The organism is Magnetospirillum sp. LM-5 (genome assembly GCF_902729445.1).
Taxonomy (GTDB): domain Bacteria; phylum Pseudomonadota; class Alphaproteobacteria; order Rhodospirillales; family Magnetospirillaceae; genus Magnetospirillum.
Genome location: NZ_CACVCE010000034.1, coordinates 175,839 through 201,561, shown reverse-complemented (window position 1 = coordinate 201,561; position 25,723 = coordinate 175,839). Strand labels below are relative to the sequence as shown.

Annotated in this window: 29 protein-coding genes and 2 tRNA genes; 22 read left to right on the top strand and 9 right to left on the bottom strand. The window is 65.5% G+C overall.

Annotation, left to right across the window (positions count from 1 at the left end):
* From MTBLM5_RS12890 to MTBLM5_RS12865, 6 genes are all read right to left on the bottom strand, one after another.
* Window positions 1-552, bottom strand: coding sequence for a SiaB family protein kinase (locus MTBLM5_RS12890; protein ID WP_173976492.1), 552 nt, complete (start codon window positions 550-552; stop codon window positions 1-3).
* A gap of 49 nt (window positions 553-601) precedes the next feature.
* Window positions 602-1,954, bottom strand: a complete 1,353-nt coding sequence (locus MTBLM5_RS12885; RefSeq protein ID WP_173976491.1) for a hybrid sensor histidine kinase/response regulator — start codon at window positions 1,952-1,954, stop codon at window positions 602-604.
* Between the two features lie 4 nt (window positions 1,955-1,958).
* Entirely contained in the window at window positions 1,959-2,672 is a 714-nt protein-coding gene (locus MTBLM5_RS12880; protein ID WP_173976490.1) for a response regulator transcription factor, read from the bottom strand.
* A 74-nt stretch (window positions 2,673-2,746) separates the two neighbouring features.
* The gene (locus MTBLM5_RS12875; RefSeq protein ID WP_173976489.1) at window positions 2,747-3,118 is read right to left on the bottom strand and encodes a helix-turn-helix domain-containing protein; all 372 of its coding nucleotides are present in this window, start codon (window positions 3,116-3,118) and stop codon (window positions 2,747-2,749) included.
* A 217-nt stretch (window positions 3,119-3,335) separates the two neighbouring features.
* Window positions 3,336-3,686: a PilZ domain-containing protein gene (locus MTBLM5_RS12870; protein WP_173976488.1), complete on the bottom strand. Its 351-nt coding sequence runs from the start codon at window positions 3,684-3,686 to the stop codon at window positions 3,336-3,338.
* Between the two features lie 108 nt (window positions 3,687-3,794).
* A tRNA-Ala gene (locus MTBLM5_RS12865) sits at window positions 3,795-3,870 on the bottom strand.
* A 145-nt stretch (window positions 3,871-4,015) separates the two neighbouring features.
* On the opposite strand from MTBLM5_RS12865, the gene MTBLM5_RS12860 reads away from it, so the two are divergent.
* Genes MTBLM5_RS12860 through MTBLM5_RS12845 form a run of 4 tightly spaced genes read left to right on the top strand, consistent with a single transcriptional unit; the run spans window position 4,016 to window position 6,220 of the window.
* On the top strand, window positions 4,016-4,321 hold the full coding sequence (locus MTBLM5_RS12860) for a YggT family protein (protein ID WP_068500628.1): 306 nt from the start codon (window positions 4,016-4,018) through the stop codon (window positions 4,319-4,321).
* Window positions 4,318-4,671, top strand: a complete 354-nt coding sequence (locus tag MTBLM5_RS12855) for a DUF167 family protein (RefSeq protein WP_254431035.1) — start codon at window positions 4,318-4,320, stop codon at window positions 4,669-4,671. The genes MTBLM5_RS12860 and MTBLM5_RS12855 overlap by 4 nt, the downstream gene beginning before the upstream one ends.
* On the top strand, window positions 4,668-5,567 hold the full coding sequence (gene folD / locus MTBLM5_RS12850) for a bifunctional methylenetetrahydrofolate dehydrogenase/methenyltetrahydrofolate cyclohydrolase FolD (protein WP_173976487.1): 900 nt from the start codon (window positions 4,668-4,670) through the stop codon (window positions 5,565-5,567). The genes MTBLM5_RS12855 and folD overlap by 4 nt, the downstream gene beginning before the upstream one ends.
* Window positions 5,558-6,220, top strand: a complete 663-nt coding sequence (locus MTBLM5_RS12845) for an NnrU family protein (RefSeq protein WP_173976486.1) — start codon at window positions 5,558-5,560, stop codon at window positions 6,218-6,220. The genes folD and MTBLM5_RS12845 overlap by 10 nt, the downstream gene beginning before the upstream one ends.
* An 11-nt stretch (window positions 6,221-6,231) precedes the next feature.
* Here the strand turns inward: MTBLM5_RS12845 and MTBLM5_RS12840 are convergent, their stop codons facing one another.
* Window positions 6,232-7,134, bottom strand: a complete 903-nt coding sequence (locus MTBLM5_RS12840) for a transglycosylase SLT domain-containing protein (protein WP_173976485.1) — start codon at window positions 7,132-7,134, stop codon at window positions 6,232-6,234.
* Between the two features lie 85 nt (window positions 7,135-7,219).
* Window positions 7,220-8,116, bottom strand: coding sequence for a DUF3426 domain-containing protein (locus MTBLM5_RS12835; RefSeq protein WP_173976484.1), 897 nt, complete (start codon window positions 8,114-8,116; stop codon window positions 7,220-7,222).
* 119 nt (window positions 8,117-8,235) lie between these two features.
* Between MTBLM5_RS12835 and ftsE the strand changes: the two genes are divergently transcribed.
* The 12 genes from ftsE to MTBLM5_RS12775 all read left to right on the top strand — a co-directional run bounded on the left by ftsE (window position 8,236) and on the right by MTBLM5_RS12775 (window position 19,903).
* Window positions 8,236-8,934, top strand: a complete 699-nt coding sequence (gene ftsE / locus MTBLM5_RS12830) for a cell division ATP-binding protein FtsE (RefSeq protein ID WP_068500640.1) — start codon at window positions 8,236-8,238, stop codon at window positions 8,932-8,934.
* Window positions 8,931-9,827, top strand: coding sequence for an ABC transporter permease (locus tag MTBLM5_RS12825; protein WP_173976483.1), 897 nt, complete (start codon window positions 8,931-8,933; stop codon window positions 9,825-9,827). Before ftsE ends, MTBLM5_RS12825 begins: the two co-directional genes overlap by 4 nt.
* Window positions 9,824-10,414 carry a YdcF family protein gene (locus tag MTBLM5_RS12820; RefSeq protein ID WP_173976482.1) on the top strand — a complete coding sequence of 197 codons (591 nt, stop codon included), beginning with the start codon at window positions 9,824-9,826 and terminating at the stop codon, window positions 10,412-10,414. The genes MTBLM5_RS12825 and MTBLM5_RS12820 overlap by 4 nt, the downstream gene beginning before the upstream one ends.
* Complete coding sequence (locus MTBLM5_RS12815; RefSeq protein ID WP_173976481.1) at window positions 10,411-11,130, top strand: 1-acyl-sn-glycerol-3-phosphate acyltransferase; 720 nt, start codon at window positions 10,411-10,413, stop codon at window positions 11,128-11,130. The genes MTBLM5_RS12820 and MTBLM5_RS12815 overlap by 4 nt, the downstream gene beginning before the upstream one ends.
* Window positions 11,131-11,240: 110 nt before the next feature.
* Window positions 11,241-13,226 carry a methyl-accepting chemotaxis protein gene (locus tag MTBLM5_RS12810; RefSeq protein ID WP_254431034.1) on the top strand — a complete coding sequence of 662 codons (1,986 nt, stop codon included), beginning with the start codon at window positions 11,241-11,243 and terminating at the stop codon, window positions 13,224-13,226.
* Between the two features lie 285 nt (window positions 13,227-13,511).
* On the top strand, window positions 13,512-15,833 hold the full coding sequence (locus tag MTBLM5_RS12805; protein ID WP_173976479.1) for an adenosylcobalamin-dependent ribonucleoside-diphosphate reductase: 2,322 nt from the start codon (window positions 13,512-13,514) through the stop codon (window positions 15,831-15,833).
* A 193-nt stretch (window positions 15,834-16,026) separates the two neighbouring features.
* Window positions 16,027-16,683: an NYN domain-containing protein gene (locus tag MTBLM5_RS12800; RefSeq protein WP_173976478.1), complete on the top strand. Its 657-nt coding sequence runs from the start codon at window positions 16,027-16,029 to the stop codon at window positions 16,681-16,683.
* Entirely contained in the window at window positions 16,683-16,961 is a 279-nt protein-coding gene (locus tag MTBLM5_RS12795) for an RNA-binding S4 domain-containing protein (RefSeq protein ID WP_173976477.1), read from the top strand. Before MTBLM5_RS12800 ends, MTBLM5_RS12795 begins: the two co-directional genes overlap by 1 nt.
* Before the next feature lie 59 nt (window positions 16,962-17,020).
* Complete coding sequence (locus MTBLM5_RS12790; RefSeq protein ID WP_173976476.1) at window positions 17,021-17,761, top strand: TerC family protein; 741 nt, start codon at window positions 17,021-17,023, stop codon at window positions 17,759-17,761.
* A gap of 78 nt (window positions 17,762-17,839) precedes the next feature.
* Window positions 17,840-18,172 carry a ferredoxin FdxA gene (gene fdxA / locus MTBLM5_RS12785; RefSeq protein WP_173976475.1) on the top strand — a complete coding sequence of 111 codons (333 nt, stop codon included), beginning with the start codon at window positions 17,840-17,842 and terminating at the stop codon, window positions 18,170-18,172.
* A gap of 340 nt (window positions 18,173-18,512) precedes the next feature.
* A complete protein-coding gene (locus MTBLM5_RS12780; RefSeq protein WP_068500660.1) occupies window positions 18,513-19,007 on the top strand; it encodes a CarD family transcriptional regulator in 495 nt (164 codons plus the stop codon).
* Window positions 19,008-19,102: 95 nt separating this feature from the next.
* Window positions 19,103-19,903 (top strand): hypothetical protein, encoded by an 801-nt coding sequence (locus MTBLM5_RS12775; RefSeq protein WP_173976474.1) that lies wholly within the window; start codon window positions 19,103-19,105, stop codon window positions 19,901-19,903.
* 60 nt (window positions 19,904-19,963) lie between these two features.
* On the opposite strand, the gene MTBLM5_RS12770 is transcribed toward MTBLM5_RS12775, so the two are convergent.
* Window positions 19,964-21,064, bottom strand: a complete 1,101-nt coding sequence (locus tag MTBLM5_RS12770) for a hypothetical protein (RefSeq protein WP_173976473.1) — start codon at window positions 21,062-21,064, stop codon at window positions 19,964-19,966.
* Between the two features lie 271 nt (window positions 21,065-21,335).
* Between MTBLM5_RS12770 and MTBLM5_RS12765 the strand changes: the two genes are divergently transcribed.
* The 6 genes from MTBLM5_RS12765 (at window position 21,336) to MTBLM5_RS12740 (ending at window position 25,716) form a co-directional block, all read left to right on the top strand.
* Window positions 21,336-21,412 (top strand) — tRNA-Arg (locus MTBLM5_RS12765).
* Between the two features lie 78 nt (window positions 21,413-21,490).
* A complete protein-coding gene (locus MTBLM5_RS12760) occupies window positions 21,491-22,213 on the top strand; it encodes a YkgJ family cysteine cluster protein (RefSeq protein WP_173976472.1) in 723 nt (240 codons plus the stop codon).
* Between the two features lie 110 nt (window positions 22,214-22,323).
* On the top strand, window positions 22,324-23,064 hold the full coding sequence (locus MTBLM5_RS12755) for a heme ABC transporter permease (RefSeq protein ID WP_173976471.1): 741 nt from the start codon (window positions 22,324-22,326) through the stop codon (window positions 23,062-23,064).
* Window positions 23,065-23,066: 2 nt separating this feature from the next.
* On the top strand, window positions 23,067-23,285 hold the full coding sequence (gene ccmD, locus MTBLM5_RS12750) for a heme exporter protein CcmD (RefSeq protein WP_217425026.1): 219 nt from the start codon (window positions 23,067-23,069) through the stop codon (window positions 23,283-23,285).
* Window positions 23,282-23,734, top strand: a complete 453-nt coding sequence (ccmE, locus tag MTBLM5_RS12745; protein WP_173976469.1) for a cytochrome c maturation protein CcmE — start codon at window positions 23,282-23,284, stop codon at window positions 23,732-23,734. The genes ccmD and ccmE overlap by 4 nt, the downstream gene beginning before the upstream one ends.
* Complete coding sequence (locus MTBLM5_RS12740; RefSeq protein WP_173976468.1) at window positions 23,731-25,716, top strand: heme lyase CcmF/NrfE family subunit; 1,986 nt, start codon at window positions 23,731-23,733, stop codon at window positions 25,714-25,716. Before ccmE ends, MTBLM5_RS12740 begins: the two co-directional genes overlap by 4 nt.
* Window positions 25,717-25,723: the final 7 nt, after the last annotated feature.

The following is a 25,723-nucleotide window of genomic DNA, read 5'->3' as shown; positions in this document are numbered from 1 at the left end:
TCAGATGGACACTTTGAGGCAAAAGAATTGCTGCTTGTCGCCGACCGGATCGAAATCGAACTGGATCGGCTCGCTGGCACGCCGGGCGATCTCGATCAGTCCGATGGTGGCGCCCCGGCTGCTTTCCTCCGGCGGCTCCCGCAGTTGTTCCTTGTAATAGGCCTTGATGGCGTCCTTATCCATGCCGGCCAGTTGCTCGAGGCGGGCCTTCAGCTTCGGGACATCCTCGTTCAACATGGTGTTGGCGCAGACGATGAAGAACTTGTCGCCGTCGGTGCCGATGGTGACCATGCCCGACGACAACTCGATGGCCTTGCCAAGGTTGCCCTGCACCTTCTCGGCGGAATAGCGGATGATGTTCTGCGCCTGCTCGATGAACACCGAGAACACCTTCTTGACGGTGGTCAGGTCGGTGTCCTCCAGCGCCATCTTGTGGCGCAGCGCGTCGCCCAGGGAATAAAGAATCCCCTCGGACAGATAGCCCGAGAACGAGAAGATCACTCCCCGGGCATCAAGGATCGATTTGAATTCGCGATAGTCTCTCGCCAGCATCGCCGACACCCCGACCCCCTGTGGTCACGAACTAACCCCGCACGACAGCCTAGCGTGGATCGACGCCGATGTCATCCATGCCACGGCTGCCGCCTGCACCTTTCCCGCGCGGCGGCATCCTGAGCCAGATGGTGAAGGTGCTGCCCTCGCCCAGGCGGCTGTCGACCGAAAGGGTGCCGCCGTGCAGGTCCATGATCTGACGGACCATGTGCAGGCCGATGCCCGACCCCGGCATGGTCTGGGTGTTCGAGGCGCGGAAGAAGCGGTCGAAGATCTTCGGCACGTCGTCGGCCGGGATGCCGATGCCGCTGTCCTGAACCGACACCGACACGCCGCTATGTTCCGGTGTCGCGCTGATCCGGACCGCGCCTTCGGTCGAGTATTTCAGCGCGTTGGCGAGCAGGTTGTTGATGACCAGCGCGATCAGCCCGGGATCGCCCCAGACCGGGGCGGCCATTTCGGCTTCCAGCTCGATGGCGCGGCCGGGCGAGGCGGCGCGGTGATGATCGACGGCGGCCAGCAGGATCGGCGCCAATTCGAACGCCTGTTCCTGCATGACGATCCGGCCGCTTTCCAATTGTTCGTCGGCCAGGCAGGTGGTGATCAGGTCGATCAGCCGGCCGACGGCCTCGCGGATGGTCTTGAGGCGCGGCAGCATGCCGGTATCGGCGCGTTCCGCCCGCATGGTCAGCATTTGCGCCGCCGAATCGATAATCGCCAGCGGCGTGCGGAATTCGTGGCTGACCATGCCGAGGAACTGGCGCAATTGGCCGCGCGCCTCGGTCTCGCGCTCGAGGGCCATTTCGGCGCGGTCACGCGCGCGGCCCAACTCGGCGGTGCGGGCCTCCAGCTCGGCGGTGCGCTTTTGCACCTTGGCCTCGAGCTGGGCGTTCAGCTCGACCAGTTCGCGGTTCAGGCGGCCGATGGTGACGATGTCGCGCCAGGCGCGAACGCCGCCGACGATCGAGGTGAACAGCTTCTGCGCGGTCAGCTCGGATTTGCTTTTGTAGTCGTTGATGTCATAGGCCAGGACGACGTCGCGCTCGGGGGCCTCGCCCGGCTGGCCGGTGCGCAGGATGATGCGGATGTCGCGGTTGCCGATATCGCCCCGGATGCGGCGGACCAATTGCAGGCCGGCATCGCCGGTTTCCATCACCACGTCCAGCAGCACGACCGGGATATCCGAACGCCCACCCAGCAGTTCGGCCGCCTCGGCGGCCGAGAAGGCCGACAGCACCTCGAAGTCGCGGCCCTCATAGGAATAGTCGCGCAGCAGGACCCGGGTCATGTCGTGGACCTGGGAATCGTCATCGACCACCAGGATCGGCCAGGGTGTGGCGCCGACGCGCGCGCCGCCCTTGTCGCCCTTTTGGCTAAAGATCAGCCGGGCGGCGCGGGCCATCGGGCTAGATCACCGCGATCGGCGCCGCGAAGGCGTAGCCGGTGCCGTGCACCGCCTCGATCGGCAATTCGCAGCCCAGGGCATCCTGGGCCTTGGCGCGCAGGCGCCGCACCATCGAATCGACCGAGCGGTCGCTGGGGTCCCATTGGCGCTTGCCGAGCGCCTTGAAGATGTCGTCGCGCGACACCGGCTCGCCCGGTCGTTCGACCAGCAGCGACACGAAGACCCGTTCATTGGCGGTCAGCTTGACCGATTGCCCGTCCGGCGCCAGCACGGTCCAGCCGATCGCGTCGTAGGCCCAGCCGGATGGGGACGGCGAAGCCGTGTGCGACACCGTGGGCGCACAGGGCGGGAACAGTTTGAGGCGACGCGATAGCGTGCGGATCTGGGCTTCCAGCTCCCGCAATTCCACCGGCTTGACCAGATAGACGTCGGCGCCGATTTCCAGGCCGACCACGCGGTCGATGCCGACATTGCGCGCCGTCAGCATGATGATGCCGACATCGGAATGGTCGCGCAGACGCTTGGCGATGGAAAAGCCATCCTCGCCGGGCAAATTCACGTCAAGAATGACGATATCGACCGGCTTGTCGGCAAGGACGAGGTCCAATTCCCTTCCGTCCCCGCAGCCTAACGCTTCGTGCCCGCAGGCGGACAGGTACTCAACCACATCCGCCCGCAGCGAGGTTTCATCCTCGACAATCGCTATGCGAGCCATCCCAAACCCTCTAGCCACATCCGAGCACCCATAGGGAAGCATCGCGCCGCCCCAAGGTCAAACGGCAAGTAGCCTTACAGGCGCGGCGCGACGATCTTTTCAACCAATTTGACCAGCAGGCGATCCATGCGGCCGGCCCAGCTTTCGTCGGCGTCGATCATCTCGCGGCAGCGGCGGAAGGCGCGCAGAACCGTGGTGTGGCTGCGGCCGCCGAACACACGGCCCAGTTCGGGCAGCGAGCACGAGGTCAGCAGGCGGAAATAATACATGGCGGCCATTCGCGGCTTCCACAGGCGGTGATCGCGCGAATGAACCATCATCTCCCGCTCGGACAGTCCGAATTCGGCAGCCACGGCGGCGATAACGTCGGCCACGAACGGATCGCTGACGCGGTACCGGAGCGTCGGGGCCTGTGCGGAGCGGATTTCGGCCAGGGCGATGGACATCGGGAACCCCCAAAAAATTGAACACTAGACATGGTGCTATTGTGCGCATGTGCGCACCAGCTTCCACCCGCGAGTTGCGACTCGATGTGTCGCCGTGTGACGGCGAATGTGAACGATTTGTATATGTGCGGAGAAGGAAGGCGACCGTGCCAAAAGCGCGGGAATCCGCCGGGTCAGCCGGACAGGCTCAGACCTAAGATATAAAACACATGCAGCTTTAGTACCCGTAGGGCTTGTCCGAGCCCCAGATCAAGGTCGCGACGTGACGACTGACCATCTTCATCAGGTCATAGGACGGACGGACGAATTGCAGCGCCATCCAATCGCCGACCACCGCGCGGATTTCGGCCTTGCCCTTGGCGGTGCGCATGTCGGGCCAATTGGTCGAATCCATCTCGAAATCGACTTCCAGCCCTTTCCAGACACGGGTTCCCGCCGGCACCGGGACCTTCATGCCGCCGATGGAGATGTCGAGCACTTCGAATTCATGCCCCTCGAAACGGGTGACAAGGCCGGTCCCGACATGACGGTCGTCAAAACGGCGATCATTCTTGGTGGGCTTGGACATGAATGCGGTTCCATCGACTTGGTTCGGCGCGATTGTAGCGCGGCTTCGGTTGCTTAGCCACCCCTCGCGTCCGGGCACAAAAAAACCCGCGAAAGCGCGGGTTTTGTTTGGTGGAGCCGAGGGGAATCGAACCCCTGACCTCCGCAGTGCGATTGCGGCGCTCTCCCATCTGAGCTACGGCCCCATCAAGGGCGCCGAAAATATGGGAAGGCCCTGGGGCTGTCAAGCGATGGTTCGGGCCCCGGATCGGGCCGCCACCTCTTGCGCCGCGAGCCTTGTGCGGCTAGGTTTCCATCGGTCGCGCCACCTTTGAGGGGAAGCCCCGTTCCATGAGCATCATCCTGGAGCCGTTGCTGACGGTCATCTATTTCGCCCTGGAACTCTATTGGTACATCGTCCTGGCGACGGTGATCTTTAGTTGGCTGCTGGCCTTCGGGGTGATCAACACCTACAACCACGCGGTGCGCACCATCGGCGACGTGCTGAACCGGCTGACCGAGCCGGCGTTGCGGCCGATCCGCCGCTGGATTCCCGATTTCGGCGCCGTCGATCTGTCGCCGGTGGCGCTGTGGCTGATCTTGCTGTTCCTGCAGATGGTGGTGCAGAAGCTGATCATGGCGGTTCGCGGCCTGTGACCGGCTCGCCGGTCACGAAGGTTGCCGCGACCGACGGGCCGGTGACGGTGGTGGCCGGCGGTGTTCGCGTCGCCATTCGCCTGACGCCCAAGGCCTCGCGCGATCGCGTCGAGCAGGTGGTCGCCGACGCCTGCGGCAATCAGGCGCTGAAGGCCACCGTGACCGCGGTGCCCGAGGACGGCAAGGCCAATCAGGCCCTGCTGAAGGTGTTGTCGAAGGAATGGAAGGTGCCCAAATCGACGATGGAGATCGTCCAGGGCGCCACCGACCGGCGCAAAGTGGTTTTCATCTCCGGCGACGCGGCCGACCTGGCCGCCCGCCTTGACCAATGGATGGCGAAACGATCATGACCCAGGCCAAGCTCATCGACGGCAACGCGTTCTCGGCCGGATTGCGCGACGAAATCACCGCCCGCGTCCACGAAATCCGCGACGGCCATCGGGTCACCCCCGGCCTGGCGGTCGTGCTGGTGGGCGAGGACCCGGCCAGCCAGGTCTATGTCCGCAACAAGAACAAGCGCGCCGCCGAATGCGGCATGACCTCGTTCGAGCACATCTTGCCGGCCGACACCCCGGAAAAGCACCTGCTGACCCTGATCGAGGGGCTGAACGACGATCCGATGGTCCATGGCATCCTGGTTCAGTTGCCGCTGCCGCGACACATCGATTCCCAGAAGGTCATCGAAGCCATTCGTCCGGACAAGGATGTCGACGGCTTCCATCCGTGGAATGTCGGCAAGCTGGCGGCCGGCGGCGTCGGGCTGATCCCCTGCACGCCGTTGGGCTCGATGATGATGCTGCGCGACCATCTGGGCCAGCTTTCCGGCATGAAGGCCATCGTGGTCGGCCGCTCGAATATCGTCGGCAAGCCGATGGCCCATCTGTTGATCCGCGAGAATTGCACCGTCACCGTGGCCCATTCGCAGACTCGCGACCTGCCGGGCGAGGTCCGGGCCGCCGACATCGTCATCGCCGCCGTCGGCAAGCCGGAAATGATCAAGGGCGACTGGATCAAGCCGGGCGCCACGGTGATCGATGTCGGCATCAACCGCGTGCCGGCCGAAGGCGGCAAGACCCGGCTGGTCGGCGACGTCGATTTCGCCGGTGCGGTCAAGGTGGCCGGGGCCATCACCCCGGTCCCGGGCGGCGTCGGGCCGATGACCATCGCCTGCCTGCTGCGCAACACCCTGACCGCCGCGGCCCGCCTGCACCGGCTGGACATCCCCGAGGCGCATCCGTGGAACTAGCGGAACTGGGGCTGGCCATAGCCCTGTTCCTGTTTTCGCACAGCCTGACCAATCGCCCGGGTTTTCGCCGCCGCGCCGAGACCCGCCTGGGCGGCAAGCTGGGCTTCATCCTGGCCTATTCGGCCCTGTCGCTGGCCTTGCTGGCCTGGATCGTCGCCGCCTATCGCGCCGCGCCGGTGGTCTTGCTATGGGAGCAGGCGGCCTGGATGCGGTGGGTGCCGCCTGTGGCCATGGTTCCCGGCTGCCTGCTGCTGGCCGGCGGCATGGTCAGCGCCAATCCCTTTTCCATCGGCCCGGGCGGCAAGGGATTCGATCCGGCCCGGCCCGGCCTGCTGCGGCTGACCCGCCATCCGGTCCTGTGGGGGCTGGCCCTGTGGGCCGCCGCGCATATCGTGCCCAACGGCGATGTCGGCGCCTTGATGGTGTTCTTGCCGCTGCTGGGCTTGGCGCTGCTGGGGCCGCGCATCCTGGATGCCAAGCGCCGGGCCGGGCTGGGCGAGCCGGAATGGGGCCGGCTGGCCGCACTGACCGGCCAACCTCGCTGGGCGATGATCGCTGAAATGGGGGTTTGGCGCCTGCTGGCCGGGCCGGCCCTGTGGGCGATCCTGGTGGTCGGTCACGAGATGGTGATCGGGGTCAGTCCGCTTCCATAACCGATCGCCGATCAGGCCTTCTTGCCCTGATTGTCCAGCAAGATGCGCAGCATCGGCCCGTCGGTCTTGGTTCCCGACACCGGCGGCGGCAACGCCACCGGGAACATCCGGTTGGTGTCGGCGCTGGCGGTATGGACCGGCGGCGGGGCGGTGAAGGCCTCGATCAACGGCTCGGCCGGTTCGGGTGGCATTTCGGGCTGGCGCGCCGGCGGCTTCAGGGCGGCCAGATCGATCTGCGGGCGTTCGCGCCGGGCCACCGCGTTGACGTCATTCATGGCGTGCTGGAAGCGCGACAACACCGTCTTGTAAAGCTGGGCGAGCGACTTGGACTGGCCGCTTTCGGCGTGGGTGAACATCTCGGGGTTGGCGTCGGCGGCTTCGGGCAGGTGCTCGGCGGCCTCGGCCTTGGGGGTTTCCTGCATGCCCTTCAGCACCCGCAACGCCCCGCCGGCTCCCAGGAAATGGGCCAGATACAGGTCCTGGGCCGACACTTCGCGGCCCAACTTGCGTTCCAGGTAGGCTTCATTTTCCTTGGCGTATTCGCCGGCCATCAGCGACGACACCTTGGGATCGCGGCGCAGATCCAGAATCTCTTTCTTCATCGCCTTGTCGGCGACGGTCCAGCGGCCATCCGAGTTCTTGGTGATGGCGTCGGCATACTTGCCCAGCCCGTGCTCGGCGCCGTGGTTCTTGATCATGTCCAGCCAGGTGCCGGCGGTGAACTGGTAAAGCCCCATGGCCGACGAGCGGGCCGAGCGGGCATCGGGGTTCAGGCGGCTTTCCTGGTTGGCCTGGGCCAGCAGGTATTCGAAGGGAACGCCGGTGACGTCCGAAGCCTCGCGGATATGCCCGGCCATGCGGGTGTCGCGTGCTTCGGCAAGCTCGGTACGGGAAGCGACGGCAGGAGTTTGCATCAAACGCTCCGGCGGGTCTCAATGCGTCATCGGGACAGATGATAGCATGGAAATGGTTACCGGATTTCCTAATGCCAAGGGCCGCTCACTTGGCCGCCTGGCCCGGGGTTTCGACGAACAGGACGTTGACCTCGACCGCGTTGGGGTCGGGGCGTTCCAGGATGATGCGGAAGCCGGCTGTGGCCCCGGAATCCAGCGAGTTGACCGGCGGCGGGTTGGTCTTTTCCTGTACCGCCTTCTTGTCCTTGTCCAACAGCACCAGCTTCAGGGTCGGCACCGGGCGGGTGCGATCCGAGATGTTGGCGACGATACCGCGCACGATCAGGACTTCGGTGTCGTTATGGACGAAGCGTTCCGGCGTTCCGGCATTGCGCAGCTCCAGGCCGACGCCCAGCTTCTCGTGGCGCAGACCGGCCTGGGTCAGAAGCTCGTGGGCCTGCGGGACGTAATCGACGACCATGTCCTGGAAGTAATAGCCGGCGCCGCCGATGCCGCTCAGCAGCAGTAGCAGCAGCAGCAGCCACAGCCCGCCGGTGCCCTTCTTTTCGGTCTTGTTGGCGAACATCTCAGGGACGTCGCGCGGTGCCGAGTCCGGGTCGAGGTCGAAATCCATCGGCTTTTCGGCCGGCCCGCTGGGCCGGTTGCCGAAATCGGGGATCGGCGGTTCGTCGAGGTCGACATCAAGGTCGGCCGTCGCCTTCGAGGCCGAGGCGACGCGGGTCGGGGTGTCGAATTCCAGATCGGGGTCGGGCTCGCGCACCGGGTTGAACGAGAAGTCCGGCGCCACCACCGGCTTGGGCGGCGGCGGAAAAGCGTCGGCATCCAGGCCGAAGCTGGGGCGCGGCGCGGCGGCGGCGGCGGCCGGCGGGTCTTGGAACCACTTATGGCCGCACTTGGCGCACTTCAGCGTTCGACCCTTCGGCTGCAGGGCCTTGTCGGGTACCGAGAAAGTAGTGGTGCAGGCCGGGCAAGAGATCTGCATGTCGTCAACGTTCCCCCAGGACGTTCTCCCTTATAGGCGCAAGGCCGAATCGACACAAGCGCCCTGGACGAAGCCGCGCGCGCCATGGCATCCTCCGGCTTCGTCGGGAGAGGTAGGCTGTGCGGCACCGTCCACGGGGGCAACATATCATCCGGTTCGAAGGCGTCGGACTGCGCTACGGCCTGGGGCCGGAAGTGCTGCAGGACGTCGATTTCGCCTTGCCGGCCGGATCGTTCCACTTCTTGACCGGCGCGTCGGGGGCCGGCAAGTCGTCGCTGCTGCGCCTGATGTATCTGGGGCTGCGTCCCAGCCGTGGCCGCGTCACCTTGTTCGACAAGGACATCGCGCTGACCCGACGCTATGAATTGCCGGCGCTCAGGCGCCGGATCGGCGTGGTGTTCCAGGATTTCCGCCTGCTCGACCATCTCTCGACGCTGGACAATGTGGCACTTCCGTTGCGGGTGCGCGGCGTCAAGGAATCCGAGGTGCAAAAGCACGTCCCCGAATTGCTGTCCTGGGTCGGGCTGGCCGACCAGATGCATTCGAAGCCGCCGACCCTGTCGGGCGGCCAGAAGCAGCGCGTCGCCATCGCCCGGGCGGTGATCGGCCGCCCCGACCTGTTGCTGGCCGACGAGCCGACCGGCAATGTCGATGACCACATCGCCATGCGCCTGTTGCACCTGTTCGAGGAACTGAACAAGCTGGGGACGACGGTGGTGATCGCCACCCACAACCAGTTTCTGGTCGATCGCTTCTCGCAGCATTCGCGCCTGCATATCGAGCGCGGCACCGTGGTCGAACCCGAGGACGAAGCATGAGCCTGCTGTCGCGCCGCTCGGACCTGCCGCTCAAGGGCGACCCCAACAGCCGCTTCCTGCCCTGGCTGGTGGCGCTGATGGTCTATCTGTCGTCGATCGCGGTGGCCAGCGTGCTGGTGCTGGCCGGTTTGGTGGAACGCTGGGACCACGACGTGTCGGGCACCTTGACGGTGCAGGTCCAGCCGGTCCCCGGCGAGGCCGGCGAATTGCTGACCGACGACCGGGTGCGCCAGGCCGCCGACCTGATGCGGCGTATCCCGGGGGTGACCGCCGTCCGGCCGCTCGACAAGCGCCAGACCCTGGCGCTGTTGGAGCCGTGGCTGGGCTCGGCCGAGCTGGTCAAGGACCTGCCGCTGCCGCGCCTGATCGACGTGTCGATCGATAGTGCGGTGCGCCTGGACCTGGGCGGCCTGGCCGACCGGCTGGGCAAGTCGGTGCCGGGGGCGACCATCGACGATCACCGGGTGTGGTTGTCGCGGCTGATCAACCTGTCGCGCACCACCGAATGGGTGGCCATCGCCATCCTGGTGCTGATCGGCTTCGTCACCTCGGCCACCGTGGTCTATGCCACCAAGACCGGCATGAGCGTGCATCGCGGCGTCATCGAGGTGCTGCACCTGATCGGCGCCCACGACGATTATATCGCCCGTCAGTTCGCCGACCGCGCCTTCTCGCTGGGCTTCTCGGGCGGCATGATCGGCCTGGCCATGGCGGTGCCGACCCTGACCGCCATCGGTTGGGCCGCCAAACGGGTCGAGGGCGGATTCCTGCCGTCCCTGTCGGTGCCCTTGTCCGGCTGGGTGGTGGTCGGCCTGTTGCCGGTGCTGGCGGCGATCCTGGCCATGTATACGGCGCGCCTGACCGTTCACGGCGTGCTGTCCCGGATGCCATGATCCGGGTCGTCGCCCTGCTGCTGACCCTTGCGTGCGCCTGGGCGGCCGGCTTCCTGTGGTTCGTCGCCGTGGCGGTGCCCGAGAGCGTCGAGGACGATTCCACCCGGACCGACGCCATCGTGGTGCTGACCGGCGGGCGCGAGCGGGTCAATACCGGCCTGGCGCTGCTGCAATCCGACATGGCCGGCCAATTGTTCGTCTCGGGCGTGCCGCGCGGCGTCGATCTGGCCGACATCCTGCGCCATGCCGGCCCGGGCCAGCATGCCCGGTCCGATCAGGTGGTGCTGGGCCACGCCGCCGAGGACACCGTCGGCAACGCCATCGAGACCGCCGGCTGGGCCGCCGGTCGGCGTATCTCGTCGGTGCGGCTGGTGACCGGCGCCTATCATATGCCGCGCGCCCTGCTGGAATTCCGGCGCGCCCTGCCCGACGCGATGATCGTGCCGCATCCGGTCTTCCCCGACAGCGTCAAGAGCCGCGAATGGTGGCGCTGGCCGGGGACGGCTTTGCTGTTGGCCACCGAATATGCCAAATATGGCGCCGCCATCGTCCGCCACTGGTTCCTGCCAAGGAAGGCCCTGCCGTGACCGCGTTCCGTTCCGCCCTGTTTTTCGTGCTGCTTCAGACCTGGACCCTGACCCTGGGGACCTTGTACCTGCCCCTGCTGCTGGCCGGCGAGCGGGCGGTCTCGGTGGCGGCCTCGTTCTGGATCCGCGGCGTGTTCATCCTGCTGAGGGTGACCTGCGGCCTGAGCTGGGAGGTGCGCGGCACGGTCCCCCAGGGGGCGGCGCTGGTCGCCTCGAAGCATCAATCGACGCTGGAAACCTTTGCCTTCTTCCTGATTCTCGGCAGCCCGGCGGTGATCTTGAAGAAGGAATTGCTGAAGATCCCGTTCTTCGGCTGGTATCTGGGCAAGACCGGGGCGATCGCCATCGATCGCGCCGCCGGCACCAAGGCGCTGAAGGAAATGGTCAAGGGCGCCGAGGCCGCCGCCGCCCTCGGCCGTCCGGTGTTGATCTTCCCCGAGGGGCACCGCATGGATGTCGGCGCCGCCCCCGACTATCATACCGGCATCGCCATGCTGTATGGCGCCCTGGGTCAGGCTTGCGTGCCGGTGGCGCTGAACACCGGCTGCTTCTGGGGGCGCGGTTCGTTTGCCAAGAAGCCGGGGAAGGCGGTGATCGAGTTCCTGGAACCGATCCCGGCGGGCATCGACCGCAAGACCTTCATGGTCGAGCTGCAGTCGCGCATCGAAGGGGCCACCGCCCGACTGGTGGCCGAGGCGACAGGCGTTTCCGCATAGGGTCTATGCCGGATTGGCGGGTCTCGTTTAACGCCCATTTACCTCGTCGAGGCATTGCGTTGATGTCGTCGTGATACCCTTTCCCCTAATGGATGAGGGAGAGGTGTGTCATGTTGTCTGTTCGCAAGCTTTGGTCGAAAGTGCCGTCTCCCGGTCTGGTTCCCAAGATCATGGGCCTGGTGGTTTGCGGCATCATCGCCCTGGCGGTCGCCGTCACGGCGGTTTCTGCCTGGGTGCTGCGCGAAGATGCCGCGCGCACGGCGCAGGAGCGGGTCGATACCAACATCAAGGTGGCGTGGAACCAATTGCGGGCCAAGGGGACCGATTTCCGCGTCGTGGACGGCAAGCTGCTGGCCGGCGACCATGTGCTGAACGGTAATTTCGAGGTGGTCGATCGGGTCAAGGAACTGGTCGGCGGCACCTGCACCGTTTTCATGGGCGACACCCGCGTCTCCACCAACGTCATGAAGGCCGACGGTTCGCGGGCCATCGGCACCACCCTGGCCAAGACCGCCGCCTATGAATCGGTGTTCACCCGCAAGGCGCCGTTCCGGGGCGAGGTCGCCATCCTGGGCGAGCCCTACATGACCGCCTACGATCCCATCCTCGACGCGTCGGGTCAGGTGGTCGGCATCCTTTATGTCGGCATCAAAAAGGCCGAGTTCCTGAAGGCCGCCAACAATACCCTGCTGCTGATCGGTCTGGCGACCTTGCTGGTGATGGTCGGCGCGCTGACGGTCAGCTATCTGATCGCCCGCCAGGCCATCGCCAAGCCGTTGCGGGCCGCCGTGTCGGCGATGGGCGAACTGGCCGAGGGCGAGCTTGATGTCACTTTGCCGGCGACCGATCGTGGCGACGAACTGGGCGATGTCGCCCGCGCCCTGGTGGTGTTCAAGACCAACGCCATCGAGCGCGAACATCTGGCCGCCGCCCAGGCCGCCGAGCAAGAGGCCCGCAACCGCCGCCAGGAAGCCATGGAAAAGCTGACCCGCGATTTCAATCTGGGCGTCCAAGGGGTGCTGAAGGAAGTCACTCAGTCGGCGCAGCAGATGCGCGGTGCCGCCGATTCCATGAACGTGGTGGCGCATGAGACCAGCGCCCAGTCGGCGGTGGTCGCCGCCGCCGCCGAGCAGGCCTCGGCCAATGTCGAGACCGTCGCCGCCGCCGCCGAGGAACTGGCCGCCGCCGAGGGCGAGATCGCCCGCCAGGTCGCCATGGCCTCCGAGATCGCCGGCACCGCCGCCGCCGAGGCCGGCAAGGTCACCGAGATCGTCGGCACCCTGTCCGAGACCACCGGCAAGATCGGCGAGGTGATCGAGCTGATCAACGCCATCGCCAGCCAGACCAACCTGTTGGCCCTGAATGCCACCATCGAGGCGGCCAGGGCCGGCGAAGCCGGCAAGGGCTTCGCCGTCGTTGCCAACGAGGTCAAGGGTCTGGCCAGCCAGACCGCGCGTGCCACCGGCGATATCGCCGCCCAGATCGGCTCGGTTCAGGCGGTCACGCGCGATGCGGTCGCCGCCATCGCCGGCATCGGGCACACCATCACCTCGATCTCGGAGAACGCCGCCGCCATCGCGGCCGCCGTCGAGGAACAGACGGCCGCCACCCACGAAATCGCCCGCAACGTCCAGCAGGCCTCGTCCGGCACCCGCGAGGTGACCTCGTCGATTTCGCTGGTGCGCGAGGGCGCCACCACCACCGGCGTTGCCGCCGAGCAAGTGTTGCAAAGTGTCGATTCGTTGTCGCAGCAATCCGATGAATTGGCCCGTGAAGTCGCCGATTTCCTGGCCGCCATCCAGTCGGCCGGCGATCGTCGCCGGTTCGAGCGCCGCGCGGTCCACGCGCGGGCCGAGTTGAAGGGGGCGGGGGAAGCGGTGGCGCTGCAGGTCCACGACTTGTCGGTGGGCGGTGCCTGCCTGGACGGAATCGTCAGTCAGTCCATCGGAAGCCTGGTCACCGTGTCGATCGGCGGCAGTCTGACCCTGAAGGCTCGAGTGGTGTCCGTCGATTCGGTTCAGACCCATCTGCAATTCGCGCTGGATGACAACACCCAGCGTCAGGTCGCAGCCATCATGGACAAGCTGGCGGCGTGACCGCCGTGTCGCTTGGGGCGGGGGACGCCGCCTGTGGATAAGTGTGTGGAAGATGGCTCGGGTGTCCCCCCGAGCCCACCTGTGGATAAGCGTGGATAAGCCGGTTCCGGCCTGCCGAATCAAGCGCTTGCCCTGTGGAAACAAAAAAAGAACACTGATCTTGACGGCGCCATTCGGCCAAGCCTAGACTGGCGCCGAAACGGGGGTCGAACCCGGTTTCCAATCAGAGCGACGGGACTTCGGAAGGCGCAGCCGCCGAAGCGTGGCGGCGTGGAGGACGGGGCGATGACGCAGGTGGCTTCCATTTCCCAACAGATCTGGGACATGAAGTACCGACTGAAGGGCGCGGACCAGCGTCCTGTGGACAAAACCATCGAGGAAAGCTGGCGCCGCGTCGCCCGCGCCCTGGCCGAGCCCGAGGCCGATCCCGCCCTGTGGGAAGAGCGCTTCTACGATTCCATGAGCGACTTCCAGTTCCTGCCGGCCGGCCGCATTCTGTCGGGCGCCGGCTCGGACCGCCGCGTCACCTTGTTCAATTGCTTCGTCATGGGCGACATCCCCGACGACATGAGCGGCATCTTCGAGCATCTGAAGGAAGCCGCGCTGACCATGCAGCAGGGTGGCGGTATCGGCTATGATTTCTCGCCGCTGCGGCCGAAGGGCGCGCCGGTCAAGGGGGTTGGCGCCGACGCCTCGGGGCCGTTGTCGTTCATGGATGTGTGGGACGCCATGTGCCGCACCATCATGAGCGCCGGGTCGCGTCGGGGCGCCATGATGGCGACCATGCGTTGCGATCACCCGGACATCGAGGCCTTCATCGATGCCAAGCAGGAACCCGGGCGGCTGCGCATGTTCAACCTGTCGGTGCTGGTCACCGACGCCTTCATGGACGCGGTCAAGACCGATCAATCGTGGGAGCTGACCTTCAACGGCACGGTCTATCGCTCGATGCCGGCGCGCGCGTTGTGGGACAAGATCATGCGGGCGACCTATGCCTATGCCGAGCCCGGCGTGATCTTCATCGACCGCATCAATCGTATGAACAACCTTCATTATTGCGAGACCATCCACGCCACCAACCCGTGCGGCGAACAGCCCCTGCCGGCCTATGGCGTCTGCCTGCTGGGGTCGGTCAACCTGGCCCGGCTGGTGGACAAGCCGTTCGAGGACGGCGCCCGGCTGAACATGGCGCGGCTGAAGGACATCGTCCGCGTCGCGGTGCGCATGATGGACAACGTCATCGAAGTGTCGGGGTTCCCCCTGGAAGCCCACCGCGCCGAGGCCCGGTCCAAGCGCCGCATCGGCTTAGGGATCACCGGGCTGGCCGACGCGCTGATCCTGTGCGGGGCCCGCTATGGCGGCCGCGAGGCGATCCGCCTGACCGAGCAATGGATGGCCGCCATCCGCCGCGAGGCCTATCTCGCCTCGGCCGACCTGGCTGCCGAGAAGGGCGCCTTCCCGCTGTACAACCGCGATGCCTATCTGGCCGGCGAGACAATCAAGGAACTGGACGACGACGTGCGGGCCGCCATCGCCGAGAAGGGCATCCGCAACGCGCTTTTGACCTCGATCGCGCCGACCGGCACCATTTCGCTGTTCGCCGACAATGTGTCGTCGGGGCTCGAGCCGGTGTTCTCATTCACCTATACCCGCTCGGTGCTGCAGCCCGATGGCTCGCGCCGCGAGGAGGAGGTCAGCGACTACGCCTATCGCCTGTTCCGCCGCATGAAGGGCGACGGCGCGCCGCTGCCCTCGGCCTTCGTCGATGCCCAGCGCCTGACGCCGTCCGAGCATGTGGTGATGCAGGCGGCGGTGCAGAAATACATCGACAGCTCGATCTCGAAGACCATCAACGTGCCGGAAAGCATCGGCTTCGAAGCGTTCCGCGACGTCTATGAACAGGCCTATGAGCTGGGTTGCAAGGGCTGCACCACCTATCGCCCCAACGACATCACCGGCGCGGTGCTCGAGGTCAAGGCCGACAGCCGGACCCAGGCCCCGGTCGACGAGCCGCAATTGCCGCTGGAAAAGCCCACCCCCCGGCCCGAGGACCATCTGGAGGCCGGCGCGGTGATCCATCTGACCCGCCCGCTGGATCGGCCCGAGGATCTGCCCGGCAAGACCTACAAGGTCCGCTGGCCGGAAAGCGAGCACGCCATGTACATCACCATCAACGACGTCATCCAGGACAGCCGGCGCCGCCCGTTCGAGGTGTTCATCAACTCGAAGAACATGGAGCATTACGCCTGGACGGTGGCGCTGACCCGAATGATCTCGGCGGTTTTCCGCCGGGGCGGCGACGTCGCCTTCGTGGTCGAGGAACTGAAGGCGGTGTTCGATCCGCGCGGCGGCCAATGGGTCGGCGGGCGCTATGTGCCGTCGCTGCTGGCGGCGATCGGCGAGGTGATCGAGCGCCACATGATCGACATCGGCTTCATCGCCGATCCCAAGGCCGCCCGCGAGCCGCCCGAGGCCCGCGACGACCGCAAGGTGGTCAATCTGGACAGCAGCCGGCTGCGTCACTGCCCGAAATGCAACCAGCCGGCCCTGATCCGGTCGGAAGGCTGCGACACCTGCACCTCGTGCGGCTATTCCAAGTGCGGGTGAGGACAGGGATGATGCCTTCGCAGAACATTGACAAATGTTGCTTCAAAGGTGTAGGTAGGATGTATCGCGTGTACACACGACGCAACGAGATAGACGAGCGAGCCGGCTCATCCGACAAACCGCGATGCGGAGGCGCAAGCCTAGGGATGGTCCGGCTCCACGCGTTTCAGGGGGCCGGTCAGCGAGGGGCGGTATGATCAAGCCGCTCTATGCCATCCTTCTCGATGGCGGGTTTGTCACCAAAAAGCTGTATGCGAGGCTGGGGCGTCATGCGACAGCGGACGATATCGTCGCCGAGTGTGACCGGTTGAGGGCGGTATCGGACCTCGACGGTTACGAATTGCTCCGAATTTATTACTACGACGCAGCCCCGTCTTCGGAATCGGCGAAGCTGCCCGTGTCGAAAGGCAAGTACGAACTTTCTGGTTCGGAACGATATCGGCAAGCCCAAAGCTTTTTGGGGCACCTGGAACTGAAGCCGCACGTTGCATTGCGCATGGGAGAGACCGTCGTTTCTCCCCATAAGTGGAAAATCAAACCGACAGTGGCAAAAAGCTTGATCGAAAGCCCTCGGCAGTTAGCCGATGCCGATTTCGCTCTCGACATCAGCCAAAAGGGCGTCGATATGCGAATTGGCTTGGATCTCGCGCGCTTGGCGCTGAGGGACATGGTGCGCGCGGTTATCGTCGTGACCGGCGACAGCGATTTTGTGCCAGCTTTTAAGTTCGTTCGACGGGAAGGCGTCAAAGTGATCCTTGACCCGATGGGACACCATATCCGGCGGGAGTTACGTGCCCACGCGGATTTGGTCCTGGAAGACGATGCGGCAGGTGGCCAGGCGCGGGCTTAATGGCCGAAAGTCTCCGTCTCGACAAGTGGCTGTGGTTCGCCCGCTTCTTCAAGACCCGCGGCCTGGCCCAGAAGGCGATCGAGGACGGCCTGGTGACCGTGGGCGGCCGGACCGTCGGCAAGGTCGCCCAGGCGGTCAAGATCGGCGATGTGGTGTGCTTCCCGGCCGGGCGCCGTTTCCGCCAGGTGCGCGTCGTGGTCCTGGGGACGCGCCGCGGGCCGGCCGCCGAGGCGCAAGGCCTTTATGCCGACGAGGTTTTTGTCGAGCAGCCCCTTTAATCCGCGCCAAATTCACTTACACTGCGGCCCACTGCTTTCATCCCGGGGACATCACCGCCATGGAATGGCTTGCCGATCCGCAAATCTGGATCAGTCTGGCGACGCTTGCCGCACTGGAAATCGTGCTGGGCATCGACAATCTGGTCTTTCTGACCATCCTGTCCGACCGCCTGCCCGAAGCGCAGCGCCCTGCCGCCCGTCGCGCCGGCCTGGCCTTCGCCCTGTTGACCCGGCTCGCCCTGCTGGGCTCGCTGTCATGGATCATCGGCCTGACCGAGCCGGTCTTCTCGATCTGGGAGCGGGCGGTGTCATGGCGTGACATCATCCTGATCGGCGGCGGATTGTTCCTGCTCGCCAAGGCCACCCACGAGATCCACGGCTCGCTGGAAGGCGAGGACGAGGGCGAGGCCGGAGCGGCCAACGTGGTCGCCGCCGGCTTCGTCGCCACCATCATCCAGATCGGCATCCTGGACATCGTGTTCTCGCTGGATTCGGTCATCACCGCCGTCGGCATGGTCGATGAACTGGAGGTGATGGTCGCTGCCGTCATCATCGCCATGGTGGTGATGCTGTTCGCCGCCGGCCCGCTGGCCGGCTTCGTGTCGAAGCACCCCACCGTCAAGATGCTGGCCCTGTCCTTCCTGCTGCTGGTCGGCACCGCGCTGATCGCCGACGGTCTGGGCTACCATATTCCCAAGGGGTACTTGTACTTCTCGATGGGCTTCTCGGTTCTGGTCGAGGCGCTCAACCTGATCGCCCGGCGCCGCCGCCAGGCGGTCAGGCTGCGAAACTCGCTGTAAAGACCGCAACTCGGCCGGGGTTGAGCCCCGGGCCGGGCTGTGCTATGTGCCAGCAATCAGGTTCAAGGGAGTGGTGGTATGGCTTATGTGGTGACCGAGAACTGCATCAAGTGCAAGTTCCAGGATTGCGTCGAAGTGTGCCCGGTGGATTGCTTCTATGAGGGCGAGAACTTCCTGGTGATCAACCCGGACGAATGCATCGATTGCGGCGTCTGCGAGCCGGAATGCCCGGCCGAAGCGATCTTCCCGGACAGCGACCCCCAAACCGCCGACTGGACCGAGACCAATCGCAAGTTCGCGAGCATCTGGCCCAACATCACCAAGAAGGGCGACGCCCCGGCCGACGCCCAGGATTGGAACGGCAAGCCCGGCAAGGCTTCGCTGCTGTCGGACAAGCCCGGCCAGTCCTGATCCGTTCAGGTTGACGTCTGCCAATCTCGATTGGCAGCAATGCAGAAATGGCCCGGCTCACCGCAAGGTGGCCGGGCTTTTTCACTGTCATTCGATCGTCCCATCGTGCTATAAGAGCCAGTCCGCCGCATCAGGCTCGGCGGAACGCGAAGCTCGGCGAACACGGGCTTTTTTTGATGGTGCGAGCCTACGGGCGGCCTACCGCCCCTTAAACGGTAACAACTGAAGTCTAAACCTTCCGCCCGCCCTTTGGCCGAGGCCGGAGTCCCTGCCGTCGTCGGCATGGATTCGGGCAAGGGGGCCTGCGTTTCGCGGGTGGACATTCCGAGGAATTGAACAGATGTCGAGCATGTCTTTCGCCGAAGGTGACTACGTGGTGTACCCGACCCATGGCGTGGGTCAGGTGGTGGCCATCGAGAACCAGGAGATCGGGGGCCTGAAACTCCAGCTGTTCGTCATCACCTTCGATCGCGACCGCATGACGCTGCGGGTTCCGGTGGCCAAGGCCACCAAGTCCGGCCTGCGCAAGCTGTCGTCGCGGACCATCATGGACACCGCCCTGACCACTCTGAAGGGCCGCGCCAAGGTCAAGCGCACCATGTGGAGCCGCCGCGCCCAGGAATACGAGGCCAAGATCAATTCCGGCGATCCCGTCTCGATCGCCGAAGTGGTCCGCGACCTTTACCGCAACGCCAACCAGCCCGACCAGTCCTATAGCGAACGCCAGATCTACGAAGCCGCGCTGGAGCGTCTGGCCTCGGAACTGGCCGCCGTCGAGCGGATCGAGCCGGAAGCCGCCGCCGCCAAGCTGGAGCAGCTGTTGCAAGCGGCCTAATGTGCCGACACGATTGACGGATTCTTCCGTCGCTGTACGATGGACCGGCGGCTGGGGTGCCCCTGCCGCCGGTTTGCTTTTGTGGGGCAGGGCCTTTGTCCGATAACAATGTCTTCGCCAGCTTGCGCGGTTCCGGCCGGGTGTGGGCGGTTGCCGCCATCCACGGCGAGTCGCAGCGTCTGCAATCCCTGCACCGCCGCCTGGCCGACGACATGGCCGCCGGCGATCAAATCGTCTATCTCGGCGATTATCTTGGTTATGGTCCGGCCGTGCGCGACACCATCGACGAGTTGCTGCTGTTCCGCCGCGCCTTCCTGGCCCGTCCCGGTGTCGAAGTCGACGACATCGTCTATCTGCGCGGCGCCCAGGAGGAGATGTGGCAGAAGCTGCTGCAATTGCAGTTCGCGCCGGCCCCGCAAGACGTCCTGAAATGGATGATCGAGCATGGGTTGGAACCGACGCTCGCCTGCTATGGCGGTTCGGTCGAGGAAGGTTTCGCCAATGCCCGCGAGGGCGTGTTGGCCTTGACCCGGTGGACCGGCCAATTGCGTCAGAACATGCGGGCCCACGACGGCCACACCACGCTGATGAGCGTGCTGCGCCACGCCGCCTACACCGACGATAACAGCCTGCTGTTCGTCCATGCCGGCATCGACCCGTCGCGTCCGCTGTCGGCTCAGATGGATGCGTTCTGGTGGGGCTCGACCGCCTTCGAGATGATGGAGGCGCCCTACGGTTCCTATCGCCTGGTGGTGCGCGGATCCGATCGCCGTCGCGGCGGCGTCCGTGTCGGGGCCTTTTCCGCCACCTTGGATGCCGGCTGCGGCTTCGGCGGCCCGCTGACCGCGGCCTGTTTCGGTCCGGGGGGCGAGTTGCTGCATCTCTTGGAAGCGTGACACGCATCAATGAAAAAACCCCGGAAGCGGCGCTTCCGGGGTTTTTTTAAGCGAAACGTCTTAGCGGACGAAGACCTGGACCTCGCCGGTCTGGGTCGAGGCGCTGGCGCTTTGCGACACGCGGATGCGGCTGGCCGGCAGACCCATCTGGGTCAGCGAGCGAACCACCTGCTCGGCGTTGCGCCGGGCCGAGCTCTGGCCGAGAGCGGCACCGCCCGGGGTCGAGCCGGCCGGCGACACCGCGACGACGTCGAAAGACGCGCCGGGGCGACGGTCCATGGCGCTCTTGACCGCGGTGTAGAGCGCGCTTTCATACGACACGTTGGGCCGGTCGAAGCGGATGGTGACCAGGGGCGCATCCGAGCCGACGGCGGCGCGGGGCGCGCCCATCGGGGCGTCATAGGACATCGGGGCCATCGCCGACGGGCCGCGGCCCGACAGAGCCGAGCTGTAAAGCTGGCCGTTCTTGATGGCCACCGCCAGCATGTTGAGGTTCTGGCGCTCGTTGGCGACATAGGCCTGCTGGCGGTTGATGTCGTCCGACAGCTCGGTCAGCAGACGCTCGACCAGAACGACGGTGCGGTTGGTTTCGTCTTCCAGGATGCGCAGCTGGCGATGGTCTTCATCGACGGCGCCGGACAGCTGGCGGGCGGCCCGCACCGATTCCAGCAGATAGGCGGCCAGGGCCGACGAGTTGGTGACCTCATTGGCCAGGCGGGTCATCTTCAGGACGTCTTCGTTGATGCGGTCCAGCTCGCCCTGCGAGGCGTTCCATTGCTGGTTCAGGATCGGGTTGCCCGGGGTGGTGCCGACCTGCAGGCGCGCGTTGATGGCGGCGATGGTGCCGTGGAAGCGCTGCGAGTCCTGCACGGTGTCGGTGCGGATCGCCTGCAGCGACTGGTTATGCCGGCTCAGCATGCCTTGCAGCTGGGTCAGGTCGCTCCGCAGTCCGGTGACCTTGTGTCCGACGAAGGTGCCGGTGGCGACGCCATTGGTGACGCCCGGTGCTTCGAAGCTCGAGGATCCCAGCATCGGCGGGGCGCCCACCTCGGCCTGCGGGGCCGGAGCGCTCGTCGGGAACAGAGTATCCTCGGCGAACGAACATCCGCCGGCAAGGAGAACCGCGCACAAGGCAGCGGCATGGGTCGTCTTCAGGGCCATTTGGACTGCTTACCTTTTAGTCGCCAGTTCGGATAAACCCGACGGGTCCACAGACAAGTGTTTGAAATAGGGAAAAGACTTGCCCCCCGCAATCGTCGCGGATTTTACGCAAACAGCCACGCCCCTACAAGCCGTATTCGTACCACAGACTTGGGTTATGTGCAGTTTTTCGCCCCATATTTGGTGATGCAAAAGGGGGCTTGCATCCCCCTGGGGCTTTGTGTATGGTCCGCGCCTCTCCAGCCGGCAACGGTTCGGAGGGAAGTGCGAAGCGCCCGTAGCTCAATTGGATAGAGCACCAGACTACGAATCTGGGGGCTGGAGGTTCGAGTCCTTCCGGGCGCGCCATTTCCCAAGATCGAAGCCCCGCCTGTCGCGGGGCTTTTGTTCTTTTGGGGTTCTTTCAGGCAGCGCGGGTATCTGGCCATGTTTACGCCGACCGACGATTTCCTGTCCCATGCCTGCGCCGCCGAGTTGGTGGCTTTGGGGCCGAAGCCCGGCGTCGAAGCCGCTTGCGCCGCGCTGGATCGGGTCTTCGCCCTGGCCGAGCAAAGTTGGCAGGTTCGGCGGACCTGCCTGGATTACATCCGTTCGGCTCCGGCCGCAGCCTGTAAGGCGGGCTGTGGCTGGTGTTGCCACCAGCAGGTCGGGGTCACGCCTGTCGAGGCGGTCCGGGTCGCCTGCTATGTGAAGGACCTTCCCGCCGACCAGAGGGAAGAGATGGTTGCCGCCGTTCGGGAGGGCGGCCTTACGACCGCCAAGATGAATCCGGCCCAGCGGGTCGCGGCGCGGATGCCGTGCGTCTTTCTGGGCGTGGACGGCAATTGTCGGATTTATCCGGTCCGGCCGCTCCGCTGCCGGGGTCTTTATTCGGTGGACGTGGAGTTCTGCATCGCTTCGCTGAAGGACCCGGCGGGAATGCGGGCGAAGCTGGAAAGCGGGCTGTTGCGGCCGGTCTATCTGTCGCTGCCCGAATTCATCTTCGGATCGGCGCTGTCGGGCGTGCTCAAGGCCTCGGGCCGACTGAAATGGGCGGCGGTTTCCCTGGAACTGACCGCTGCCGTCGCCGCCCTTCTGGCCGATCCTCGTCTGGCGGCACGATGGCTGGCCGGCGGACGTCCCGATCGATCGATCCAGTCGCGCGCCTGACCTTCGTCAAACCCTTTCTGCCCGGCTCGTGGAATCCTTCGCGCTGTCGCCCGTGCCTTACGGATTCTTAATATGGATTCCAATGCGCATCGGCGTTAAGAGAATGGACCATGCATCGCTTCGCCAATCCCGCCCGTTTTCTTCGCCTGTCCGCCCTGATCCAGCCGTGGGCCGCCGCCATCGCCGTCGCCTGCCTGGCGGGCGGGCTTTATTTCGCGCTGTTCGCCTCGCCCGCCGATTACCAGCAGGGCGAGACGGTGCGCATCATGTATATCCATGTGCCCTCGGCGTGGATGGGACTGTTCTGCTACACCGCCATGGCGGTGTTTTCGGCCATGGCGCTGATCTGGAAGCATCCGCTGGCCGACCTGATGGCCCGGGCCTCGGCTCCGGTCGGCGCCGCCTTCACCTTCATCTGCCTGGTCACCGGCGCCCTGTGGGGCAAGCCGATGTGGGGCACCTGGTGGGTGTGGGACGCCCGGCTGACCAGCATGCTGATCCTGCTGTTCCTTTATCTCGGCTATATGGCCCTGGCCGACGCCTTCGACGATCCCGAGCGCGGCCAGAAGGCCGCGGCCATCCTGGCCCTTGTCGGCGTCGTCAACGTCCCCATCATCAAGTGGTCGGTGGATTGGTGGAACACCCTGCACCAGCCGGCCAGCGTGGTGAAGATGGGCGGGCCGTCCATCGACCAGACCATGATGGTGCCGTTGATCCTGATGGCGGTGGGTTTCAAGGCTTATTGGGTGCTGGTGCTGATCTTGAGGACCCGGGCCGAGATCGCCGCGGCCAAGTTGCGGACCTTACGCATGGCCCAGATCCATGCCGCCGGCCAGGTGGAGCAAGCGTGACCATGGAAAGCCTGTCGTCGTTTTTCGCCATGGGGGGCTATGCCGGCTATGTCTGGCCGTCCTATGGCCTGGCCATCGTGTTGATGGTGGTGGTGCTGGTGGCCTCGGCCCGCGGCGTCAAGAATGCCGAGCGCGAGCTTGAACAAATCCAAAGCCTGCGCCCCAGCCGGCGCCGCCGCGCCCAGCAAGCCGCATCCGTGACCGAGGTTCCCGAGACATGACCCGTAAGCGTCGTCGCCTGTATTTCGTCGTCCTCGGCCTGCTGGCGGTGGGCACCGCCGCGGCGCTGGTCCTGTCGGCGCTGCGCCAGGACATCGTGTTCTTCTTCAGCCCGTCGGAAATCGTCGAGGCCAAGGTGCCGACCGAGGGCCGCCGCATCCGTCTGGGCGGTTTGGTCGAGCAGGGCTCGGTGGTCAAGGACGGCGCCACCGTCAAGTTCCGCGTCACCGACGGCGCCCATGTGGTGCCGGTGGTCTATGCCGGCCTGCTGCCCGATTTGTTCCGCGAGGGACAGGGCGTGGTGACCGAGGGCAAGCTGGGCAAGGATGGCGTGTTCCAGGCCGCCGAGGTGCTGGCCAAGCACGACGAGAATTACATGCCGAAGGAAGTCGCCGATTCCTTGAAGAAGTCCGGCCATTGGCAGGACGAGAAGAAGGTGGACAAGCCATGATCGCCGAGATCGGCCATTTCGCTCTGATCCTGGCCCTGGCCGTCGCCCTGATCCAGGCGGTGATCCCGCTGGTGGGGGCTGCCCGCGGCAACGCCACCTGGATGGGGCTGGCAGGTCCCGCCTCGGTGGCGCAGATGCTGCTGGTCGGCATCGCCTTCGCCGCCCTGACCCATGCCTATATGACCTCGGACTTTTCGGTCCTGAACGTCGCCCAGAACAGCCACACCGACAAGCCGATGCTTTATAAGGTGACCGGCGTGTGGGGCAACCACGAGGGATCGCTGTTGTTGTGGATCACCATCCTGGCCCTGTTCGGCCTGGCGGTGACCCTGTTCGGCGCCAATCTGCCGCCCGGCCTGAAGGCGCGCGCCCTGGCGGTGCAGGCGATGATCACCGTCGGCTTCTTGCTGTTCATCTTGCTGACCTCCAATCCGTTCGAGCGGCTGGACCCGCCGCCGATGAACGGATCGGGGCTCAATCCCTTGCTGCAGGACCCGGGTCTCGCCTTCCATCCGCCGTTTCTGTATCTGGGTTATGTCGGCTTCTCGATGGCCTTTTCCTTCGCCATCGCGGCCCTGATCGAGGGCAAGGTCGATGCCGCCTGGGCGCGCTGGGTCCGCCCCTGGACCCTGGCCGCCTGGATATTCCTGACGCTGGGCATCGCCTTGGGCTCGTGGTGGGCCTATTACGAATTGGGCTGGGGCGGCTGGTGGTACTGGGACCCGGTGGAAAACGCCTCGTTCATGCCGTGGCTGGCCGGCACCGCGCTTTTGCATTCGGCGGTGGTGGTGGAAAAGCGCGATTCCTTGAAAAGCTGGACCATCCTGCTGGCCATCGTCGCCTTCGGCCTGTCGCTGCTGGGCACCTTCCTGGTCCGCTCGGGCGTTATCACCTCGGTCCACGCTTTCGCCTCGGACCCGGCGCGCGGCGTGTTCATCCTGGGCCTGCTGATCTTCGCCGTCGGCGGGTCCTTCACCCTTTACGCGGTGCGCGCACCGTCCTTGAAGACCGGCGGCCTGTTCGCTCCGGTCAGCCGCGAGGGCGCGTTGCTGCTGAACAACGTGCTGATGGCCACCGGCGCCGGGACCGTGCTGTTGGGCACGCTGTATCCGTTGTTCGCCGACGCCTTGGATCTGGGCAAGGTCTCGGTGGGGCCGCCCTTCTTCAATTCGGTGTTCCTGCCCTTGATGGTGCCGATGGTGCTGGCCATGGCCGCCGGTCCCTTGCTGTCGTGGAAGCGCGGCGACCTGGCCGGCGTGCTGTCGCGCCTGTCGGTGGCGGCAGTCGCGGCCTTGGCGGTGGCGCTTGCCACCTGGCTGTGGCAGGGCGGCTCGGCCGGGCCGTGGTGGGCGGCCGGCGGCATGGCCCTGGCGGTGTGGCTGCTGGGCGGCACCATCGTCGAATGGGCCGAACGCATCCGTCTGTTCCGCGCGCCTTTGTCCGAATCGCTGGATCGCCTGGGCAAGCTGCCGCGCTCCAGTTGGGGCATGACCATCACCCATGCCGGCCTGGCCGTGCTGATCATCGGCATGACCGCCTCGTCGGCGTGGAAGCTGGAATCGGTGCAGACCCAGAAGCTGGGCGAGACCATCACCGTCGCCGGCTATGCCTTTACCCTGACCCATGTCGAAGATATCGCCGGCGCCAATTACATGGCGACCCAGGGGACCTTCGAGGTCAAGAAGGACGGACGCGACTTCGCCGTCCTGCAGCCGGAAAAGCGGGTCTATCGCCAGCCGCCGCGCCCGACCACCGAGGCGGCCATCGTCTCGACCATCCTGGGCGACGTCTATGCGGTGATCGGTGACGCGGTTCCGGAAGGCGGCTGGGTGACCCGGCTTTACTTCAATCCGCTGGTGCCGTGGATGTGGGCCGGCTGCCTGATCATGGTGCTGGGCGGATTGATGTCGCTGTCGGATCGTCGTCACCGGATCGGCGCGCCGACCCGGGCGCGCGCCGCCGTGCAAGCGGCCAAGGCCTAGGGGGGGA

Coding starts and splice junctions, on each gene's coding strand:
- ccmE (WP_173976469.1), top strand. CDS start 23,282: ATGACCCGTAAGCGTCGTCGCCTGTATTTCGTCGTCCTCGGCCTGCTG.
- fdxA (WP_173976475.1), top strand. CDS start 17,840: ATGGCTTATGTGGTGACCGAGAACTGCATCAAGTGCAAGTTCCAGGAT.
- MTBLM5_RS12780 (WP_068500660.1), top strand. CDS start 18,513: ATGTCGAGCATGTCTTTCGCCGAAGGTGACTACGTGGTGTACCCGACC.
- MTBLM5_RS12810 (WP_254431034.1), top strand. CDS start 11,241: ATGTTGTCTGTTCGCAAGCTTTGGTCGAAAGTGCCGTCTCCCGGTCTG.
- MTBLM5_RS12795 (WP_173976477.1), top strand. CDS start 16,683: ATGGCCGAAAGTCTCCGTCTCGACAAGTGGCTGTGGTTCGCCCGCTTC.
- MTBLM5_RS12835 (WP_173976484.1), bottom strand. CDS start 8,116: ATGCAGATCTCTTGCCCGGCCTGCACCACTACTTTCTCGGTACCCGAC.
- MTBLM5_RS12805 (WP_173976479.1), top strand. CDS start 13,512: ATGACGCAGGTGGCTTCCATTTCCCAACAGATCTGGGACATGAAGTAC.
- MTBLM5_RS12770 (WP_173976473.1), bottom strand. CDS start 21,064: ATGGCCCTGAAGACGACCCATGCCGCTGCCTTGTGCGCGGTTCTCCTT.
- folD (WP_173976487.1), top strand. CDS start 4,668: ATGACCCAGGCCAAGCTCATCGACGGCAACGCGTTCTCGGCCGGATTG.
- MTBLM5_RS12860 (WP_068500628.1), top strand. CDS start 4,016: ATGAGCATCATCCTGGAGCCGTTGCTGACGGTCATCTATTTCGCCCTG.
- MTBLM5_RS12885 (WP_173976491.1), bottom strand. CDS start 1,954: ATGGCCCGCGCCGCCCGGCTGATCTTTAGCCAAAAGGGCGACAAGGGC.
- ccmD (WP_217425026.1), top strand. CDS start 23,067: ATGGAAAGCCTGTCGTCGTTTTTCGCCATGGGGGGCTATGCCGGCTAT.
- MTBLM5_RS12890 (WP_173976492.1), bottom strand. CDS start 552: ATGCTGGCGAGAGACTATCGCGAATTCAAATCGATCCTTGATGCCCGG.
- MTBLM5_RS12880 (WP_173976490.1), bottom strand. CDS start 2,672: ATGGCTCGCATAGCGATTGTCGAGGATGAAACCTCGCTGCGGGCGGAT.
- MTBLM5_RS12760 (WP_173976472.1), top strand. CDS start 21,491: ATGTTTACGCCGACCGACGATTTCCTGTCCCATGCCTGCGCCGCCGAG.
- MTBLM5_RS12875 (WP_173976489.1), bottom strand. CDS start 3,118: ATGTCCATCGCCCTGGCCGAAATCCGCTCCGCACAGGCCCCGACGCTC.
- MTBLM5_RS12755 (WP_173976471.1), top strand. CDS start 22,324: ATGCATCGCTTCGCCAATCCCGCCCGTTTTCTTCGCCTGTCCGCCCTG.
- MTBLM5_RS12820 (WP_173976482.1), top strand. CDS start 9,824: ATGATCCGGGTCGTCGCCCTGCTGCTGACCCTTGCGTGCGCCTGGGCG.
- MTBLM5_RS12840 (WP_173976485.1), bottom strand. CDS start 7,134: ATGCAAACTCCTGCCGTCGCTTCCCGTACCGAGCTTGCCGAAGCACGC.
- MTBLM5_RS12800 (WP_173976478.1), top strand. CDS start 16,027: ATGATCAAGCCGCTCTATGCCATCCTTCTCGATGGCGGGTTTGTCACC.
- MTBLM5_RS12870 (WP_173976488.1), bottom strand. CDS start 3,686: ATGTCCAAGCCCACCAAGAATGATCGCCGTTTTGACGACCGTCATGTC.
- MTBLM5_RS12790 (WP_173976476.1), top strand. CDS start 17,021: ATGGAATGGCTTGCCGATCCGCAAATCTGGATCAGTCTGGCGACGCTT.
- MTBLM5_RS12825 (WP_173976483.1), top strand. CDS start 8,931: ATGAGCCTGCTGTCGCGCCGCTCGGACCTGCCGCTCAAGGGCGACCCC.
- MTBLM5_RS12740 (WP_173976468.1), top strand. CDS start 23,731: ATGATCGCCGAGATCGGCCATTTCGCTCTGATCCTGGCCCTGGCCGTC.